Below are 16,472 nucleotides of genomic sequence, written 5' to 3'. Positions count from 1 at the left end.
TCCGAAGGGAGGCGTGCAGTGCTTACTTGTCGAGCTTGGGCAGCTCGGCCGACGGCAGTGCCGGAACAGCGGGGACAGCGGGGACGTTCCGGGCGCCGGGAACTGCCGGGGTGGCCACTGTCACGCCGGCGTGGGCCTTGGCCTCGGCAGCGCCCCTGGCGTTGGCTGCACCCTGGACGGAGACGCCGTCCGTCGCAGCGGCAACGGAACCCTCGGCGGCACTGTCGGTATCCTCAACGTCGGAGCCGTCCTTCGCGGCGCCGGCCTTCGCGGCGCCGTCACTGTCCGGGGTGGCGGGCACTGCCGGGGTGGCGGGCACTGCCGGGGTGGCGGGAACAGCGGGCAGATCCGGAGTTGCCGGAACGGACGGAACTGCCGGGGTGGCGGGCGTAGCGTGGTTCACTTCAGCCTGCTGGGTGCTCGAAACCTGGGCCGCGTTGGCCAGGCCGATTCCGGAAAAGCCTCCGACCGCGAGAACAGCGGCGCCGACAGCAATCTTGGTGCTCGTGCTAACACTCTTCATAAAAACGTGCATCCTTTGGTTGATTGAAGGCTGGCCGGCGCCGCCCGATGGGGGCAGGCGCCGGCAGCACTTGCAGTGGAAGGCCCCGGATACCTGATGGGGGTCCAGGTTCCGGCGGCGCTTACAAAGGAGTAATCGCTGAGGCGCCCCAAAAGGTTACGCGCGGATTGGAAGTTCTTTTTCAGGTCCGGGACGGTTAACGACGACGGCGGCGGGCCACCTTATCCAGGTGACCCGCCGCCGTCGTGCGTCAGTTGTTGCGTCAGTCGTTGATCAAGTCATTGATAACAATGGTCTGGTCCCGGTCCGGGCCGACGCCGATCGCGGAGAAACGGGTGCCGGAGAGCTTCTCGAGCGCCAGCACGTAGTTCTTGGCGTTCTCGGGCAGGTCCGCCAGGGTGCGGGCCCCGGTGATGTCCTCGGTCCAGCCTTCGAAGTACTCGAAGATGGGCTTGGCGTGGTGGAACTCGGTCTGGGTCATCGGCATTTCATCGTGCCGGACCCCATCCACGTCGTACGCCACACAGACCGGGATCTGCTCGATGCCCGTGAGGACGTCCAGCTTGGTGACGAAGTAGTCCGTGAAGCCGTTGACGCGGGATGCGTGGCGGGCCAGCACGGCGTCATACCAGCCGCAACGGCGCGGGCGTCCGGTGTTGACGCCAAACTCGCCGCCGGTCTTCTGCAGGTACATGCCCATGTCGTCGAAGAGTTCGGTGGGGAACGGCCCGGCGCCCACTCGGGTGGTGTAGGCCTTGATAATGCCGATGGAGCGCGAGATGCGGGTCGGGCCGATGCCCGAACCCACGGAGGCGCCGCCCGCCGTCGGGTTCGAGGAGGTCACAAAGGGGTAGGTGCCGTGGTCGACGTCCAGGAAGGTGGCCTGGCCGCCTTCCATCAGGACGACTTTGCCCTCGTCCAATGCGGTGTTCAGGACGTAGGTGCTGTCGATGACCAGCGGGCGCAGGCGTTCGGCGAAGGACAGGAAGTACTCCACAATCTCCTCCACCTCGATGTCGCGGCGGTTGTAGACCTTGACCAGGAGTTCGTTCTTTTGGCGCAGCGAGCCTTCGACCTTTTGGCGCAGGATGGAGGCGTCGAAAACGTCCTGGACGCGGATGCCAAGCCGGGCGACTTTGTCCATGTAGGCCGGGCCGATGCCGCGGCCGGTGGTTCCGATGGCGCGGCTGCCGAGGAACCGCTCGGTGACCTTGTCCAGGACCTGGTGGTAAGGCGCGACGAGATGGGCATTGGCGGAGACGCGCAGCTTGGAAGTGTCGGCGCCGCGGGCTTCGAGGCCGTCGATCTCCTCAAACAGCGCCTCCAGGTTCACCACACAGCCGTTGCCGATGATCGGAACCGCGTTGGGGCTCAGGATGCCGGCCGGAAGGAGCTTTAGCTCGTACTTCTCACCGCCTACGACGACGGTGTGCCCGGCATTGTTGCCGCCGTTGGGCTTGACGACGTAGTCGACTCGGCCACCAAGCAGGTCAGTGGCCTTACCTTTGCCTTCGTCGCCCCACTGGGCTCCGACGATCACGATTGCTGGCATGGGATCCTCCCCCATTCGTTCGGGCCGAAATCCGGGTGATCCACGGGTGGTCGCGGATCTCAGCGCCGTTCATGAGAATGCCCCGAATCTACCGCTGTGCTCTTGTCATCAACGCCAGAGTCCGGGGCTCTTACCACCCAAGTTTAGCCGATCGCGGTAGCTGCGGCTCATTTGACCATCCAATGGACTTCCCGCCGATGGTGCACGCACCCCGCTGTCCAGCCTGCGGAACGCGGGCGGAAGGACTTGCGCAGGCCCGCCCGGTGGAATTAGGTGAGAGGTGACCATCCCGAGCGGCCGAGGGACCTGGACCATTGACGCCGCAGCAACCCCTCCGTTCGCAGCTTGTGGCGGTTCAGGGTGCTACCGCCAGGACCGATGGAAAGGAAGCGCCCCATGCACCAGAACACCGACCACATCCGGGCCACCCATGCAGGCTCCCTGCCCCGCACCCCTGAGCTCATCGCCGCGAATGAGGCCAAGGACGCAGACGGCATCAGCCCGGAATTCCTGGACCTGCTGGCAACCTCCGTGGTGGATGTGGTGCAGCGCCAGAAGGACCTCGGCATCGATATCCCCAACGACGGCGAATACGGACACACGATGTCCAGCTCTGTGGACTACGGTGCGTGGTGGAACTATTCCTTCAGCCGGCTGGGCGGCCTTGAACCGACCGACGTGGACCGCTGGGCCGACTCCGCGGTGCGCCGCTCAAGCCCCGGAAACATCGTGCTGACCTCGTTCCCGGACCGGCGCGACAGGCAGAAGTTCAATGAGGCCTACAACGATCCGTCCGCGGGGATCCTCGCGCACCGCAAGAGTGTCACGCAACCGAAAATTGCCGGACCGCTGAGCTATACCGGGCAGGCCCTCGTCGGCTCGGATACCGCCAACCTGAGGGCGGGGCTGGCCGCCGCCGGACTCACCGAGGGCTTCGTGGCTTCCCTCTCCCCCGGATCCTGTGCCCGCGTCGCCAACGAGTACTACAGCAGCGATGAGGAACTCCTCTATGCCTGCGCCGACGCCATGCGCGAGGAATACAAGGCCATCATCGACGCCGGGCTCACGGTCCAGCTCGACGACCCGTCGCTGGCCGAAAGCTGGGACCAGATTAACCCGGAACCAAGCCTGGCCGACTACCTCAAATTCATCCAGCTCCGGGTCGAAGCCACAAACTGGGCACTGCGCGGGCTGCCACAGGAGAAGATCCGGCTGCACGTCTGCTGGGGCTCGTGGCACGGGCCGCACACCACGGACGTCCCCTTCGCGGACATTATCGGCTCCGTCCTGCAGATTAAGGCAGGCGGTTACTCCTTCGAGGCAGCCAACGTCCGCCACGAGCATGAATGGCGGATCTGGGAAGACACCCGGCTTCCGGACGGAAAAATCATCATCCCCGGCGTCGTCTCCCACGCCACAAACGTCGTCGAGCACCCGGATCTGGTAGCTGACCGGATCGTACGTTTCGCCCAATTGGTGGGCCGCGAAAATGTGATTGCCTCCACAGACTGCGGTCTCGGCGGCCGCGTGCACCCGCAAATCGCTTACGCCAAGCTGGAAGCCCTGGGCGAGGGTGCGCGCCGCGCCAGCGCACGGCTCTGGTAGATCGGCGGCGGCAGGTCCGCCATTTCGCAGGGCTTGATAGACTAATAAGGATCGACTAGGAAATCGGTCCACACCACCTTTTCAAACCGCACCATATTGGGCGTGCCCCGGTGTTAGGCGTGCCCTCGTCCGGTCCGGCAGCTTTACCAATCCCGCAGGAGACTCAGCAATATATGACAGCCTTGGCCACTGAAAATTCCCGCGAACAGCTTCTGAGCCGCCGCTATGAAACTAGCGTCGCGGCCGTCAACGAGCTGTGCGACACGCTGCAGGCAACCAAAGCTGGCACGAACGTCCCCTACGTTGACCCGATTCACGACGTCGATGAGTGCCGCATCATCAGCCTCTTCTCCAACATCGGGACGGAGGACGAGTCTGGTTTTATCACCGCCGGTGATGATGAAGCCGCCACCCGCCTGCTCGGTGTCCAGTGGAAGCTGGGCCTGCGCCCCGAGTACGTGATGCCGTGGAACGTGCACCCCTGGTACGTCCCGGGCGAGCCGAACGGCAAGTTCACCCCGGATCAGATTTCCGCGGGCCTGAAGCCGTTGCTGAAATTCCTCGCTGTGGTGCCCCGCGCCTCGGTTATCGTGGCGCACGGCACCGAAGCCAACCGCCTCGCGAACCTGCTCCTCAAAACCGAGGTACCCATGATCTGGCGCCGCGGCCTCAAGACCTACAAGGTCCGCTCACTCAGCGGCCGCGCCTTCGCCGGCACCCCCGCCCGGCAGGAACAGTACCTCGACGAGATGGGCACGGTTTACGCCGACGCCATGGCCCGCACCGGTCTGGCCAAGACCAGCTAGCCCCCAGCCAACGCACGACGGCGGGCGCCCACCATGAGGTAGGCGGCCGCCGTCGTCATTTAAGCGCGGGTAGGTTTAGGCGCGAATTAGCGCTTCTCGGCTTCGATGGCCGCCTTGGCCCTGGGGTCCGAATCGTTAAGGAACTTCTCGATCCGCTCGGGCTCCTCGGCTTCCCCGATGGCCGCCGAGGCCCGGCCCAGCGAGTACAGGGCGCGCAGGAAGCCGCGGTTCGGTTCGTGCTCCCACGGGATGGCTCCGACGCCGCGCCAGCCGTTGCGGCGCAGCGAATCCAGGCCGCGGTGGTAGCCAACACGGGAGTAGGCGTACGAGTCGATGGTCCGGCCCTCGGCCCACGCTTCTTCGGCCAGCACGGCCCACAGCAGCGACGAGGTCGGGTGCTTTTCCACCAGGTCGAGAGCTTCCTGACCAGCATCCAGCCCCCTGTGGATGTCAGTCTCGGCCGGCAGGAGCGTCGGCTCCGGGCCCATCAGATTCCTGCGGAACTCCTCCGACATCCTTAGAACGTCCTGCCGGTTGAGCCGAGCTGCTGGGCAGCCTCGACGACGCGGGCCGCGAGGCCAGCCTCGGCGGACGCACCCCAGACGCGGGGGTCGTACAGCTTCTTGTTGCCGACCTCGCCGTCGACCTTCAGCACACCGTCATAGTTGCGCAGCATGTGGTCCACTACAGGCCGGGTGTATGCGTACTGGGTGTCGGTGTCGATGTTCATCTTGATCACACCGTAGGAGACGGCGTCGGCAATCTCCTTCTCGGAGGAACCGGAGCCGCCGTGGAAGACCAGGTCGAACGGGTTCGCTTTGCCGAGCTTGGCGCCGACCTGTTCCTGGATGTCCTTGAGGATTTCCGGGCGGAGCTTAACGCCGCCGGGCTTGTAGACGCCGTGCACGTTGCCGAAGGTCAGCGCCGTGATGTAGCGGCCGTTCTCCCCGGAGCCGAGTGCCTCGATCGTGGCCAGCGCGTCCTCGACGGTGGTGTAGAGCTTGTCATTGATGGCGTTCTCGACGCCGTCTTCCTCGCCGCCGACGGTGCCGATTTCGACCTCAAGGATCATCTTGGCGGCAGCGGTGCGCGCGAGCAGTTCGCGGGCAATCCGGAGGTTCTCCGGGAGGGTCTCGGCGGAGCCGTCCCACATGTGCGAGCTGAAGAGTGGATTTCGACCGGCCTTGACCTCGGCCTCGGAAGCGGCGAGCAGCGGCAGGACAAAGCCCTCCAGCTTGTCTTTGGGGCAGTGGTCCGTGTGCAGGGCGATATTAACGCCGTAGTTCTTTGCAACCTCGCGGGCAAACGCGGCGAATCCAAGCGAACCGGCGACCATGTCCTTGGTGGACGCGCCGGACCAGTAGGCTGCGCCGCCGGTGGAGACCTGGACGATCCCGTCGGACTCGGCCTCGGCGAAGCCGCGGAGGGCTGCGTTAAGGGTCTGGGAGGAGGTGACGTTGACGGCCGGGAACGCGAACCCGCCCGACTTGGCGCGGTCGATCATCTCGGAGTAGATCTCTGGGGATGCAATGGGCATGCTGACTCCTAAAGTGAATTTCGTCTGCGGGCTGGTTGACCCTGGAGTAAACCTCGTCGGCTACGAACCATCCTAGCCACTCCTGCGCCGCGGCAGTGTCTGCGGTCACTCGGGTCCGTCATAGTCGCGGCCGTTGCTGTTCCGCTTCGCCGGGTGTGCACTTCGCTGCGGTGTTTCGCGACAGACTGCCGCGAACTGCCAACCCGCGGGGTCCCGGGCGCCGCCCCTTCGTGCGGCTTACCCCGGGAGCTGGTTGAACACGTGCCTGCGGATCCAGGCGTGCATCGCAATGGCAGCGGCCGAGGCGGCATTGATTGAGCGGGTGGAGCCGAACTGCTCGATCGACAAGGTGTCCACCGCCGCCTGGTGGACCTCGGCGGACAGCCCCGGGCCCTCCTGGCCAAACACCAGTACGCAGTTTTTGGGCAGTTCGTAGGTCTCCAGCGGGACGGAGTCCGGGAAGATGTCGATGCCGATGATGGCCAGCCCCTCCCCCTGTGCCCACGCCACGAAGTCCGCCACTGTGGGGTGGTGGCGGATGTGCTGGTACCGGTCGGTGACCATAGCCCCGCGGCGGTTCCATCTGCGTCGTCCGATGATGTGCACTTCCTTGGCCAGGAACGCGTTGGCGCTCCGCACGACGGTGCCTATGTTCATGTCGTGCTGCCAGTTTTCGATCGCGATGTGGAAATTGTGCCGCTTGGCGTCCAGGTCCGACACGATCGACTCGTGCCTCCAGTAGCGGTACTTGTCCACCACGTTGCGGCGGTCCCCGTCTGTCAGGAGGTCCGGGTCCCAGTGATCGCCGTCCGGCAGTTCGCCTTCCCAAGGGCCGACGCCGACCTCCGCCTTGGCCTCTGCCCCGGCGGCCGCCTCCCCCGCCTCCGCCGTAACGGGAAGGGATTCGCTGGTTATCTCGGGTTCAGTCACCACTCAACATTAGACTGGGACTGGCATCGGCACATTATCGGCGGAGGACAGCATGGCGGATCAGCAGGCAGACCACAGGGATGACGCGGACGACGTGTACTCATCAAAATCGGTGTACCGCAGCGGCCAGGAGATTGAGTGCTGGCTGACGGACATGGACGGTGTCCTGGTCCACGAAAACCAGCCCATTCCCGGCGCCGCCGAACTCATCCAACGCTGGGTGGACACCTCCAAACGCTTCCTGGTCCTGACCAACAACTCCATCTTCACACCCCGCGACCTCGCAGCCCGGCTGAAGAGCTCGGGCCTGGAAATCCCCGAGGAGAATATCTGGACCTCGGCCCTGGCCACGGCCCAGTTCCTCAAGGATCAGGTGCGCGGCTCGGATTCCGGCAACCGCGCTTACACGATCGGCGAGGCGGGCCTCACTACCGCGCTGCACGAAGCAGGTTTTATCCTCACCGACCAGGACCCGGACTTCGTGGTGCTGGGCGAAACCCGCACCTACTCGTTTGAGGCCATCACCATGGCCATCCGGCTGATCTTGGGCGGCGCGAGGTTCATCGCCACCAACCCTGATGCCACCGGGCCCTCGAAGGATGGTCCGATGCCTGCCACCGGCGCCATCGCTGCGCTTATTACCAAGGCGACCGGGCGGGAGCCCTACATCGTCGGCAAGCCGAACCCGATGATGTTCCGCTCAGCAATGAACCAGATCGACGCGCATTCGGAAACCACCGCCATGATCGGTGACCGGATGGACACCGACATCATCGCCGGCATGGAAGCGGGTCTGCACACGGTGCTGGTGCTCAGCGGCATCACCCACAAGGACGACATCGCCGCGTACCCGTTCCGGCCCAACCAGATCCTGAACTCCGTTGCCGACCTGAAGAGCCAGATTTAGGCAGCCCTAGAAGGCGGTTTTTTTCCCTCCGCCGGACGGCAGCGGCAGGATTTCGTTCTGAAGTTCGTCGATGATGGGCCGGTAAACGAACGGGTTCCAGCCGGGGCTGGCGTGCGCCGGCCGGGCGCCGTCGGTCGTGAACGAGTCCGAGGCCATGTTTTCCTTAAAGATCAAGGACCAGGAGTCCCGTGCCGATTCGTAGTCCACGGTCTGGTCGCGTGGATTGCCGACAAAAGCCATCCGCGTTCCGCCGAGCTTTCCCGCGAACCTGGTGGGATCAAAGTGGTAGATGTAGGCCGACTCGGTCTGGATCAGCACGCTGGACGGGGCAATCGGAGAGAGCTGTTCCAGCGTCTGGTCCAGGATCTGTCCCCAGCTGCGCTCGTCCTTGTGCAGCATCCGCTCGCCGAGTTCGTAGCCGCCGCGCAGCACCGTGGGGAAGCGGAAGCCGCTCTCGTAGAGAAACACAACACCCTCAAACCAGCTCTGGTCCAGAACGTCGTGCCGGCTGCTGGGACTGGAATCCAACAGAATGAAGGCCACTTCAATGCCATGCAGTTCACGGAGCCGGGCGGCGACTTGGGTCGCCACCATACCGCCGAAGCTGTGGCCGTAGAAGTAGTAGGTGGTCAGCTGATGGGCCCGCGCGTACTCCACCACGGCGATGACAATCTCGTCGATGTCAATGCCGACGTTGGAGTATCCGACAGCGGCCAGCTGGCCCCGCTTGGTCAGCGTCCCGCGAAGCGCCGTCAGGATCCACTGGGCTTCTTCCCAGCTCGTTTTGTAGCCTGGAAAAAGGAACCAGCTGGTGTGCGGGAAGTACTTCTCCGCAGTCTCGTCCGGCACCGGGAGGATCTTGTGGACGCGGCGCTCGGCCTGCACACGCCGGGTAAACAGCATGTCGGCAGCCAGCACGGAAGCCGCGCTTGTCCCGGCCAGGAAACCCCGCCGGGAGAACCGTTTCAGTTCCGCGGCGTGGCGAAGCATCCGGGAGGCATCGCCCACATCCTCAACTTCCGGCTCACGCGGCACCCCTCTACCGTAGCCATCAAAGAACGCGGATCAGAAACCGCACCCGGTAACAGCTCAGCCACAGCCGGACGGAAGTGCGGCCTAGGCCGGCTCGGGTTCGCGGGCGGCGTCCGGGCGGCCGGGTTCGAGACAGATTTCGCGCCGGCTGATTTCGAGGCCGATTTCGTCATAGGTGGCAAGCAGTTGCGAACGGGCCATATTAGCCGGGTTGTCCAGCAACCCGAACACTGAGTCACTCGCAGCGAACAGTTCATCATTGGAGAAGCCGTTTAATGGCCTGGGGCCCGTTGCGTGAACGGCCGATGTGAGGTCCGCCGAAACATCGATGGACGTCAACGCGGCGACGGCGCTGTCCGGGTGGGGGTTCAGCTCGAGCGAGACTCCTGCCGAGCCTGGCAATGCGCCCGCCGCGTCGACCAGTGCGGCTGCACCGTCAATGACGTTAAGATCGTTTCGCAGGCCCGCCAAAGCTGCGGATTCCACAAACTGCGCCCGGCCGAGGCACACCCGGATGTGCGAGGTGATGCCCATCCGCCGGATGCGCTGAATCAGCTGCATCAGCTCAGGGCGAGAGTCCTGGGAGAGGCTTCCCCGGACATCGATCCGGAAGATATCCGCGGCAATATCCAGTGCGGCTTGAGCGTTCAGCGAGGTATCCATAGGTACTCCAAAAGAGGGTTGCTATGGCCGACGGCTCAACCTCACCCAGAATATAGGCCCCCCGAGGGGCGCACAAGTCACAGTGTGCTGCCAGTTCAGCCAGCCGCTCTCCCACCAGGCTCTTCAAAATGTGTCCGGGACGCGGCGCCGCCCACAGACGTCACCAGGGACGCTGCGATATCACGCAGCTTAACGTTGCCGTTGCTGGAAGCGTCCGTGAGGATCCTGACGGCTGCCTCCTGGCTGCACCGGTTCTGCGCCATCACAATCCCGATAGCCATGTCGATCACCGTGCGGGATTTGAGCGTGGCCCGAAGGTTCGTGGCACCGTCGGCGTGCATGGAAAAGCGGACCGCGAGCCGCAACGCCTGTGAAATTTGCCGGGTATAACCACGAGCCCTGGCGGCGACGTCGCCGTCGAATTTGCGCGGGACATCAGAGTAGAGGTTCAGCGCCGCCTGGGCTTCCCCCTGGAGATGGAACGGCACGGAGAGAACGGAACGCAGGCCATGTGCAGCGACGGCGCTGGCGTAGTCAGGGCCCCACCGGTCCTCATCCAGAAGGTCCGGCACATAGACTTCGCGCTCTTCCTTCGCCGCCGTCAGGCACGGGCCCTGCGAGAGGCTGTACTGGATTTCATCCACTTCACGGGCGGTATCGCTGCTCCAGCCAATCGTGGCGGCCTTCCGGTCGCGCAACAGTGTGATGCCGCACAGCGCGTCGTCGCCGGAACCGGCTACCTGGTGGGCGGAAAAGCGGGCGAGTTCATTGAGGAATTCCTCGAAATCCGCGCTTTCCAGGATGAGGTTCTGAATCTGGTCGAGGGTACTGAGGGGCTCAGTGCCGAGGATTTCTTCGGGGAGCAGCATGGCTGTGGCCTCCGGAGGCGCTTGATGGATATTCGACATAATAAGTCACCGCCACCCTCCGGACCATGCGTGCCGGCTAAAGGAACCAGCGCCCTAGCTCAGCCCGAGCTCGTCCTTGCCGAAGGCGAAGAGGTAGGGAACACCGGCCGCCGCTTCGATTCTTTCCTTCGCACCGGTGTCACGGTCCACGATCACCGCGACGGCGACCACGTTGCCGCCGGCCCTTCGGACGCCCTCGACAGCAGTCAGCGCGGAACCGCCGGTGGTGGACGTGTCCTCCAGGACGAGCACCTTGCGGCCCTCGACGGCGGGACCTTCCACCTGGCGGCCCATGCCGTAGGACTTCTGCGCCTTGCGGACCACAAAGGCATCCACCGGACGTCCGGCGTCGACGGCGGCGTGCATCACGGCGGTTCCCACAGGGTCGGCACCCATGGTGAGCCCGCCCGCGCACTCGAAGTCGATACCGGCGTCGGCCAGCATCGCGAGCATCACCTGGCCCACCAGTTTGGACGCCTCATGGTGCAGCGTGATCCGGCGCAGGTCAATATAGTAATCCGCTTCGGCGCCGCTGGAGAGGATGACCTTGCCGCGGACGACGGCCAGCTCCTTGATCAGTTCAAGAAGGCGGGCACGGGCGGCAGCGGTGTCAGCTGCGGGGGCACTGTTGGCAGTCATGGGACCCAGTTTAGTGGCTGGCCGGCGCCGGATTCCCAGCCGCCCCGTTGATGTCGGGCCGTCACCCGGTTGCTCCCGGCACGCGCCGGGTCTTTGTCCTCTAGGAACCCTTGCCCGGCAGGAGTGCGATGGAACCATGACGGCAGGCACGGAACCCTCGACCCGCTGGCCCACCATTGCCAAAGACGTCGGCGGCCTCCGGGTCCGGCCGAACCTGGTGGACTATAACGCTGCGTGTGCCGCGTTCTCCTGGGACGAAGCCCGCCATCAACTGTCCGGACTGCCAGGGGGCCGCGGCGTCAACATCGCCTACGAAGCAGTGGACCGGCACGCAGCCGGGGGACTCGCCGGGCACGAGGCGCTGCGGTTCGTCCGGGCCGACGGCAGCAGCCACTCACTCACGTTCGCCGAACTTGCAGAGCAGACCACCCGCTTTGCCGGGGTGCTGCGCGCCCTCGGCATCGGGCGCGGTGAGCGCGTCTTCTCGCTCACCGGCCGCGGCCCGGCGCTGTACATCGCGGTGCTGGGCACCCTGAAGAACGCCAGCGTCTTCTGCCCGCTGTTCTCCGCGTTCGGCCCCGAACCCGTCCGCCAGCGGCTGCAGCTGGGCTCCGGCCGGGCCCTGGTCACCACCCGGGCCCTGTACCGCAAGAAGATTGCCCAGCTCCGCGACTCACTGCCGGAACTCCGGCACGTCCTGCTGACCGACGCCGACGGCAGCCCGGAGCCGGGAACGCTGGACCTCGCCGCGCTGATGTCCGCAGCGCCGGCCGACGGCGGGATCTCCGCGACGCAGGCCGAGGACATGGCCCTGCTGCATTTCACGTCCGGCACCACCGGAACCCCGAAGGGCGCCATCCACGTACACGACGCCGTCACCGCCCACCATGCGACCGGCACCTCCGCGCTGGACTTGCACCCGGAGGATGTCTACTGGTGCACGGCCGACCCCGGCTGGGTCACCGGCACCTCGTATGGTGTGATCGCGCCGTTGACCCACGGGGTGACAACGATCGTGGACGAAGAGGAGATGGACGCGGACCGCTGGTACCGGATCCTTGCCGAACAGCGCGTCACGGTCTGGTACACCGCCCCCACGGCGCTGCGGATGCTGATGAAGGCCGGCGCGGACCGCACCAAGGGCCATGACCTGTCCGCGCTGCGCTTCGTCGCCAGCGTCGGGGAACCGCTCAATCCGGAGGTTGTCGTCTGGGGCCAGGAGGCGTTCGGCCAGCCCGTGCATGACAACTGGTGGCAGACCGAAACGGGCGGCATCATGATCTCCAACTTCGCTGCCACCGAGATCCGCCCCGGCTCGATGGGCCGGCCGCTGCCCGGCGTCGAGGCGGCCATCGTGGCCCGGGACGCCCAGGACAAGCCCATTGTCCGCAACGGCAAGGCGGTCCTCGTGACGGCGCCGGACGCCGTCGGCGAACTGGCCCTGCGGCCGGGCTGGCCCTCGATGTTCCGCGGCTACCTGCATGAGGAGGAACGCTACCGCCGGTGCTTCGTGGGCGGCTGGTACCTCACCGGCGACCTCGCCCGGCGCGACGCCGACGGATACTACTGGTTCGTCGGACGCGGCGACGACGTCATCAAGTCCTCGGGTCACCTGATCGGCCCGTTCGAAGTGGAGAGCTTGCTGATGGAACACGAGGCCGTGGCCGAAGCCGGGGTGATCGGGGTCCCCGATCCGGTGGCCGGCGAGGTGGTCAAGGCGTTCGTGGAACTGCGGCCCGGCTGGGAACCCTCCGAGGAACTGCAGCTGGCGATCATCGGCTTCGCCCGCAAGAGACTCGGCCCGGCGGTGGCGCCCCGGCTGTTGGACTTCACCACGGCCCTGCCGCGGACCCGCAGCGGCAAGATCCTCCGGCGGCTGCTCAAGGCCCGTGAACTCGGCCTGCCGGAGGGCGACACCTCGACCATCGAGGCCCCGGCCGGGGCGCCGGAGCCGGACGCTGCCGCACCCGGGCCCCAAGCACCGGAGGCCCGGACATGACCGGGTCCGCGGACGTGCCCGGCAGCCACCCGGATCCGGCCCACGGCCGGCACCTGCTGCTGCAGATGCTCCGGGTCCGCCGTCTTGAGGAGAAATGCGTCGAGCTCTACAGCGCCGCCAAGATCCGCGGCTTCCTGCACGTCTACATCGGCGAGGAAGCCGTCGCGACCGGTGTGCTGGAAACCCTGGCCCCGGAGGACGCCGTCGTCGCCACCTACCGGGAGCACGGCCACGCCCTCCTCCGCGGGGTCTCCGCCGGTGCGATCCTGGCGGAGATGTACGGCTTCGTGGAGGGCTGCTGCCGCGGCCGCGGCGGGTCCATGCACTTGTTCGACGCCGCCACCCGCTTCTTCGGCGGCAACGCAATCGTCGCCGGGGGCCTGCCGCTCGCCGTCGGGCTGGCTCTCGCGGACAAGATGGCCGGACGCTCCCGCGTGACCGTGTGCTTCTTCGGCGAGGGCGCCGTCGCGGAGGGCGAATTCCACGAAAGCCTCAATCTCGCCGCGCTGTGGCAACTGCCGGTGCTGTTCTGCTGCGAGAACAACCTCTATGCCATGGGGACGGCGCTGGGGCGTTCGGAATCGCAGCCGGACATCGCCCTCAAGGCCGCCGCCTATGAGATCGCCGCGTGGGCCGTGGACGGCATGGACGTCCTGGCCGTCGAGGAAACGGCCCGGCGCGCCGTGGACGCCGTCCGTTCCGGCGGCGGACCGCACTTCCTGGAGCTGCGCACCTACCGGTTCCGGGCGCACTCGATGTTCGACCCGGAACGGTACCGCGAGAAAGCCGAAGTCGCCCGCTGGCTCGAACGTGACCCCATCGTCCTGCTGCGCGCCGCGCTGGAGGACGCGGGCCAGCTCTCCGCGCAGGACTGGGAGCAGCTGGAGGCGGACGCCGACGCGGAGGTGGCCGCCGCCGTCGAGTTCGCCGAAGCCGGCAGCCCCGAACCGCTCGAGGACCTCACCCGGTTCGTCTACAGCGAGCGCGGCGCCGGCCCGGAAACCAGTATCGGCGGGCGGACCGGGCCATGAAATCAAGCTACCGCGAGGCTCTTCGGGCCGGCATCCGCGACGCGATGCTCCGGGACGAGCGGGTTTTCCTGATGGGCGAGGACGTGGGAGCCTACGGCGGCTCCTTCGCGGTCAGCCTGGGGCTGCTGGAGGAATTCGGGCCCGACCGGATCCGCGACACCCCGCTGTCGGAGTCGGGCTTTGTCGGGGCAGGGATCGGCGCGGCGCTCGGCGGGATGCGGCCGATCGTGGAGATCATGACCGTCAACTTCAGCCTCCTCGCGCTGGACCAGATCGTGAACAACGCCGCTTCCCTGCTGCACATGTCCGGTGGCCAGTTCAATGTCCCGGTCGTGATCCGGATGACCACCGGCGCCGGCCGCCAGCTCGGGGCGCAGCATTCCCACAGCCTTGAGGGCTGGTACGCCCACATCCCCGGGCTGCGCATCCTCGCCCCCGCCACGCTCGCCGACGCCCGTGGCATGTTGTGGACCGCTCTCCAGGACCCCGACCCGGTCCTGATCTTCGAGCACGGCTCGCTGTACAACGTCACCGGGGAGCTCGACGACGCCGCCGGCCCGGTTGACATCGACACCGCCGCGGTCCGGCGCCCCGGGAACGATGTTTCCCTCATCACCTACGGCGGAACCCTCCCGGCAGTGCTGGACGCCGCCGGGCAGCTCGCAAATGAAGGCATTGACGCCGAAGTGCTGGACCTGCGCACCCTGCGGCCGCTCGACGACGAAGCCATCCTCACCTCTGTGCGGCGGACCCACCGGGCCGTGGTGGTGGATGAGGGATGGCGCAGCGGAAGCATTTCCGCGGAGATCAGCGCCCGGATCACCGAGCAGGCGTTTTATGACCTGGATGCCCCGGTGGGCCGGGTCTGCAGCGCCGAAGTGCCGATCCCGTATTCCAAGCAGCTGGAACTGGCGGCACTGCCGTCCGTCGAGCGGATTGTCGCTGCAGCCCGGGAGGCGGTCGGCGCGCGTGGCTGACTTCCTAATGCCGTCACTCGGTGCTGACATGGAGCACGGCAAGATCGTCGAATGGCTGGTCAAGCCCGGTGACTACGTGCGCCGCGGGGACCTTGTGGCGGTGGTAGATACCGACAAGACCGTCATGGATGTGGAGTCCTTCCAGGAGGGAGTGGTCGCCGAGCTCCTCGTGGACCTCGGCGAAACAGTTCCGGTGGGCACCCCGCTGGCCAGGATCACGCAGACCCCGGCTGAGGTCGGGGCCCCCCGCCATGAGGCGCCGCCGCCCCGGGATGGGGCCGCCGCCGTTGCTCTCACTGCCAAGGAAGTTCCCCCGATCGCCCCTCCCGTGCGCCATCTGGCACACCGGCTGGGGGTGGACACCGCCAGGATCCACGGCACCGGCAAGGGCGGCGCCGTCACGAGGGCGGATGTGGAGCACGCCGGGGCGGCAAGGCCGTCCGCCGCCGGACGCGTGCGCTCCTCGCCCCGGGCCCGGAGGCTGGCCGCCGAACTCGGCGTGGAGCTTTCCGCCGTGAGCGGCACCGGACCGGAGGGTACCGTAAGCGTGGCGGACGTGCAGCGCGCCGCGGCCCGCCACCCGGCGGCAGGCACCGCGGCGGCAGGTGCCCCGGGGGCCGGTCTCCCGGAGCCGGCCCCGGAGGCACCGGCCGCGGGGCCACCCGTTTCCCTCGAAGAACCCTCGGAGGCCCGCGAGCGCGTGGCCAGCCTGCGCCGGGCCATCGGGTCACTGATGTCGCGCTCGAAGAAGACCATCCCGCACTACTACCTCAGCACCACACTGGACCTGCGGGCCGCCGTCGACTGGATGCAGTCTGTCAACGCCCAGCGGCCGGTTGCGTCCCGGCTGGTCCCCTCCGCGCTGCTGCTCAAGGCAGCGGCGCTCGCGGCCAAGGAGGTCCCGGAGGTGAACGGCTTCTACGACGACGGCGGGTTCCGGCCCAGCGCGTCCGTGCACCTGGGTGTCGCCGTGGCCCTGCGCCAGGGCGGCCTCGTGGCCCCTGCCATCCACGACGCGGACACCCTGCCGGTAGATGTGCTGATGGAGCAGCTCCGGGACCTCGTCAGCCGCGCCCGCGCCGGGCGGCTGCAGCGCGCCGAAATGGCCGACCCCACGATCACCGTGACGAACCTCGGGGATCTCGGGGTGGAGAGCGTCTTCGGCGTCATCTATCCCCCGCAGGTCGCGATGGTCGGCTTCGGCCGGGTGCTGGAACAGCCGTGGGCGCAGAACGGGATGCTCGGAGTCCGGCCCGCCGTCGTCGCCACCCTCTCCGCTGACCACCGGGTCAGCGACGGGCTGCGCGGCGGCCGCTACCTGGCGCGGATCGACGAGCTGCTGCAGAAGCCGGAAGACCTGTGA

Annotated in this window: 16 protein-coding genes; 7 read left to right on the top strand and 9 right to left on the bottom strand. The window is 66.6% G+C overall.

Annotated features, from left to right (window positions below):
• Positions 1-22: 22 nt before the first annotated feature.
• Both QI450_RS00410 and QI450_RS00405 read right to left on the bottom strand, forming a co-directional pair.
• The gene (locus tag QI450_RS00410; RefSeq protein WP_282359563.1) at positions 23-523 is read right to left on the bottom strand and encodes a hypothetical protein; all 501 of its coding nucleotides are present in this window, start codon (positions 521-523) and stop codon (positions 23-25) included.
• A 262-nt stretch (positions 524-785) separates the two neighbouring features.
• Positions 786-2,075 carry an adenylosuccinate synthase gene (locus QI450_RS00405; RefSeq protein ID WP_226773566.1) on the bottom strand — a complete coding sequence of 430 codons (1,290 nt, stop codon included), beginning with the start codon at positions 2,073-2,075 and terminating at the stop codon, positions 786-788.
• Positions 2,076-2,471: 396 nt separating this feature from the next.
• Between QI450_RS00405 and QI450_RS00400 the strand changes: the two genes are divergently transcribed.
• Complete coding sequence (locus tag QI450_RS00400) at positions 2,472-3,680, top strand: cobalamin-independent methionine synthase II family protein (protein WP_226773567.1); 1,209 nt, start codon at positions 2,472-2,474, stop codon at positions 3,678-3,680.
• Between the two features lie 173 nt (positions 3,681-3,853).
• Positions 3,854-4,486: a uracil-DNA glycosylase gene (locus QI450_RS00395; RefSeq protein WP_226773568.1), complete on the top strand. Its 633-nt coding sequence runs from the start codon at positions 3,854-3,856 to the stop codon at positions 4,484-4,486.
• Positions 4,487-4,572: 86 nt separating this feature from the next.
• On the opposite strand, the gene QI450_RS00390 is transcribed toward QI450_RS00395, so the two are convergent.
• From QI450_RS00390 to QI450_RS00380, 3 genes are all read right to left on the bottom strand, one after another.
• Positions 4,573-5,001, bottom strand: a complete 429-nt coding sequence (locus QI450_RS00390) for a DUF3151 domain-containing protein (RefSeq protein ID WP_226773569.1) — start codon at positions 4,999-5,001, stop codon at positions 4,573-4,575.
• Between the two features lie 2 nt (positions 5,002-5,003).
• Complete coding sequence (fbaA, locus tag QI450_RS00385; RefSeq protein ID WP_226773570.1) at positions 5,004-6,023, bottom strand: class II fructose-bisphosphate aldolase; 1,020 nt, start codon at positions 6,021-6,023, stop codon at positions 5,004-5,006.
• Positions 6,024-6,260: 237 nt separating this feature from the next.
• Complete coding sequence (locus QI450_RS00380; protein WP_226773579.1) at positions 6,261-6,839, bottom strand: TrmH family RNA methyltransferase; 579 nt, start codon at positions 6,837-6,839, stop codon at positions 6,261-6,263.
• A gap of 166 nt (positions 6,840-7,005) precedes the next feature.
• Between QI450_RS00380 and QI450_RS00375 the strand changes: the two genes are divergently transcribed.
• The gene (locus tag QI450_RS00375) at positions 7,006-7,860 is read left to right on the top strand and encodes an HAD-IIA family hydrolase (protein ID WP_226773571.1); all 855 of its coding nucleotides are present in this window, start codon (positions 7,006-7,008) and stop codon (positions 7,858-7,860) included.
• A 6-nt stretch (positions 7,861-7,866) separates the two neighbouring features.
• Here QI450_RS00375 and QI450_RS00370 read toward each other — a convergent pair whose 3' ends face one another.
• From QI450_RS00370 to pyrE, 4 genes are all read right to left on the bottom strand, one after another.
• Positions 7,867-8,850, bottom strand: coding sequence for a thioesterase domain-containing protein (locus tag QI450_RS00370; RefSeq protein ID WP_226773580.1), 984 nt, complete (start codon positions 8,848-8,850; stop codon positions 7,867-7,869).
• Between the two features lie 126 nt (positions 8,851-8,976).
• Positions 8,977-9,555, bottom strand: a complete 579-nt coding sequence (locus tag QI450_RS00365) for a hypothetical protein (protein WP_226773572.1) — start codon at positions 9,553-9,555, stop codon at positions 8,977-8,979.
• Between the two features lie 95 nt (positions 9,556-9,650).
• The gene (locus QI450_RS00360; RefSeq protein WP_226773573.1) at positions 9,651-10,424 is read right to left on the bottom strand and encodes a GAF and ANTAR domain-containing protein; all 774 of its coding nucleotides are present in this window, start codon (positions 10,422-10,424) and stop codon (positions 9,651-9,653) included.
• 93 nt (positions 10,425-10,517) lie between these two features.
• The gene (pyrE, locus tag QI450_RS00355) at positions 10,518-11,102 is read right to left on the bottom strand and encodes an orotate phosphoribosyltransferase (RefSeq protein ID WP_226773574.1); all 585 of its coding nucleotides are present in this window, start codon (positions 11,100-11,102) and stop codon (positions 10,518-10,520) included.
• A 136-nt stretch (positions 11,103-11,238) separates the two neighbouring features.
• Here pyrE and acsA point away from each other — a divergent pair, with 136 nt between their 5' ends.
• The 4 genes from acsA to QI450_RS00335 are packed head-to-tail and all read left to right on the top strand — an operon-like array spanning position 11,239 to position 16,472.
• On the top strand, positions 11,239-13,101 hold the full coding sequence (acsA, locus tag QI450_RS00350; protein ID WP_226773575.1) for an acetate--CoA ligase: 1,863 nt from the start codon (positions 11,239-11,241) through the stop codon (positions 13,099-13,101).
• On the top strand, positions 13,098-14,132 hold the full coding sequence (pdhA, locus tag QI450_RS00345) for a pyruvate dehydrogenase (acetyl-transferring) E1 component subunit alpha (RefSeq protein ID WP_226773576.1): 1,035 nt from the start codon (positions 13,098-13,100) through the stop codon (positions 14,130-14,132). Before acsA ends, pdhA begins: the two co-directional genes overlap by 4 nt.
• Positions 14,129-15,109 (top strand): alpha-ketoacid dehydrogenase subunit beta, encoded by a 981-nt coding sequence (locus QI450_RS00340; RefSeq protein WP_226773577.1) that lies wholly within the window; start codon positions 14,129-14,131, stop codon positions 15,107-15,109. The genes pdhA and QI450_RS00340 overlap by 4 nt, the downstream gene beginning before the upstream one ends.
• Positions 15,102-16,472 (top strand): dihydrolipoamide acetyltransferase family protein, encoded by a 1,371-nt coding sequence (locus QI450_RS00335; RefSeq protein ID WP_226773578.1) that lies wholly within the window; start codon positions 15,102-15,104, stop codon positions 16,470-16,472. The genes QI450_RS00340 and QI450_RS00335 overlap by 8 nt, the downstream gene beginning before the upstream one ends.

Source organism: Arthrobacter sp. EM1 (assembly GCF_029964055.1).
In the GTDB taxonomy this organism is placed as follows: Bacteria; Actinomycetota; Actinomycetes; order Actinomycetales; family Micrococcaceae; genus Arthrobacter.
Note: the sequence above shows the minus strand (reverse complement) of the source record. Positions and strands in the feature narration are given on the sequence as shown.

Bases quoted from the DNA above. Each gene is read 5' to 3' on its own strand.
- QI450_RS00410 (WP_282359563.1), bottom strand. From the start codon at position 523: ATGAAGAGTGTTAGCACGAGCACCAAGATTGCTGTCGGCGCCGCTGTT.
- QI450_RS00405 (WP_226773566.1), bottom strand. From the start codon at position 2,075: ATGCCAGCAATCGTGATCGTCGGAGCCCAGTGGGGCGACGAAGGCAAA.
- QI450_RS00400 (WP_226773567.1), top strand. From the start codon at position 2,472: ATGCACCAGAACACCGACCACATCCGGGCCACCCATGCAGGCTCCCTG.
- QI450_RS00395 (WP_226773568.1), top strand. From the start codon at position 3,854: ATGACAGCCTTGGCCACTGAAAATTCCCGCGAACAGCTTCTGAGCCGC.
- QI450_RS00390 (WP_226773569.1), bottom strand. From the start codon at position 5,001: ATGTCGGAGGAGTTCCGCAGGAATCTGATGGGCCCGGAGCCGACGCTC.
- fbaA (WP_226773570.1), bottom strand. From the start codon at position 6,023: ATGCCCATTGCATCCCCAGAGATCTACTCCGAGATGATCGACCGCGCC.
- QI450_RS00375 (WP_226773571.1), top strand. From the start codon at position 7,006: ATGGCGGATCAGCAGGCAGACCACAGGGATGACGCGGACGACGTGTAC.
- QI450_RS00370 (WP_226773580.1), bottom strand. From the start codon at position 8,850: ATGCTTCGCCACGCCGCGGAACTGAAACGGTTCTCCCGGCGGGGTTTC.
- QI450_RS00365 (WP_226773572.1), bottom strand. From the start codon at position 9,555: ATGGATACCTCGCTGAACGCTCAAGCCGCACTGGATATTGCCGCGGAT.
- QI450_RS00360 (WP_226773573.1), bottom strand. From the start codon at position 10,424: ATGCTGCTCCCCGAAGAAATCCTCGGCACTGAGCCCCTCAGTACCCTC.
- pyrE (WP_226773574.1), bottom strand. From the start codon at position 11,102: ATGACTGCCAACAGTGCCCCCGCAGCTGACACCGCTGCCGCCCGTGCC.
- acsA (WP_226773575.1), top strand. From the start codon at position 11,239: ATGACGGCAGGCACGGAACCCTCGACCCGCTGGCCCACCATTGCCAAA.
- pdhA (WP_226773576.1), top strand. From the start codon at position 13,098: ATGACCGGGTCCGCGGACGTGCCCGGCAGCCACCCGGATCCGGCCCAC.
- QI450_RS00340 (WP_226773577.1), top strand. From the start codon at position 14,129: ATGAAATCAAGCTACCGCGAGGCTCTTCGGGCCGGCATCCGCGACGCG.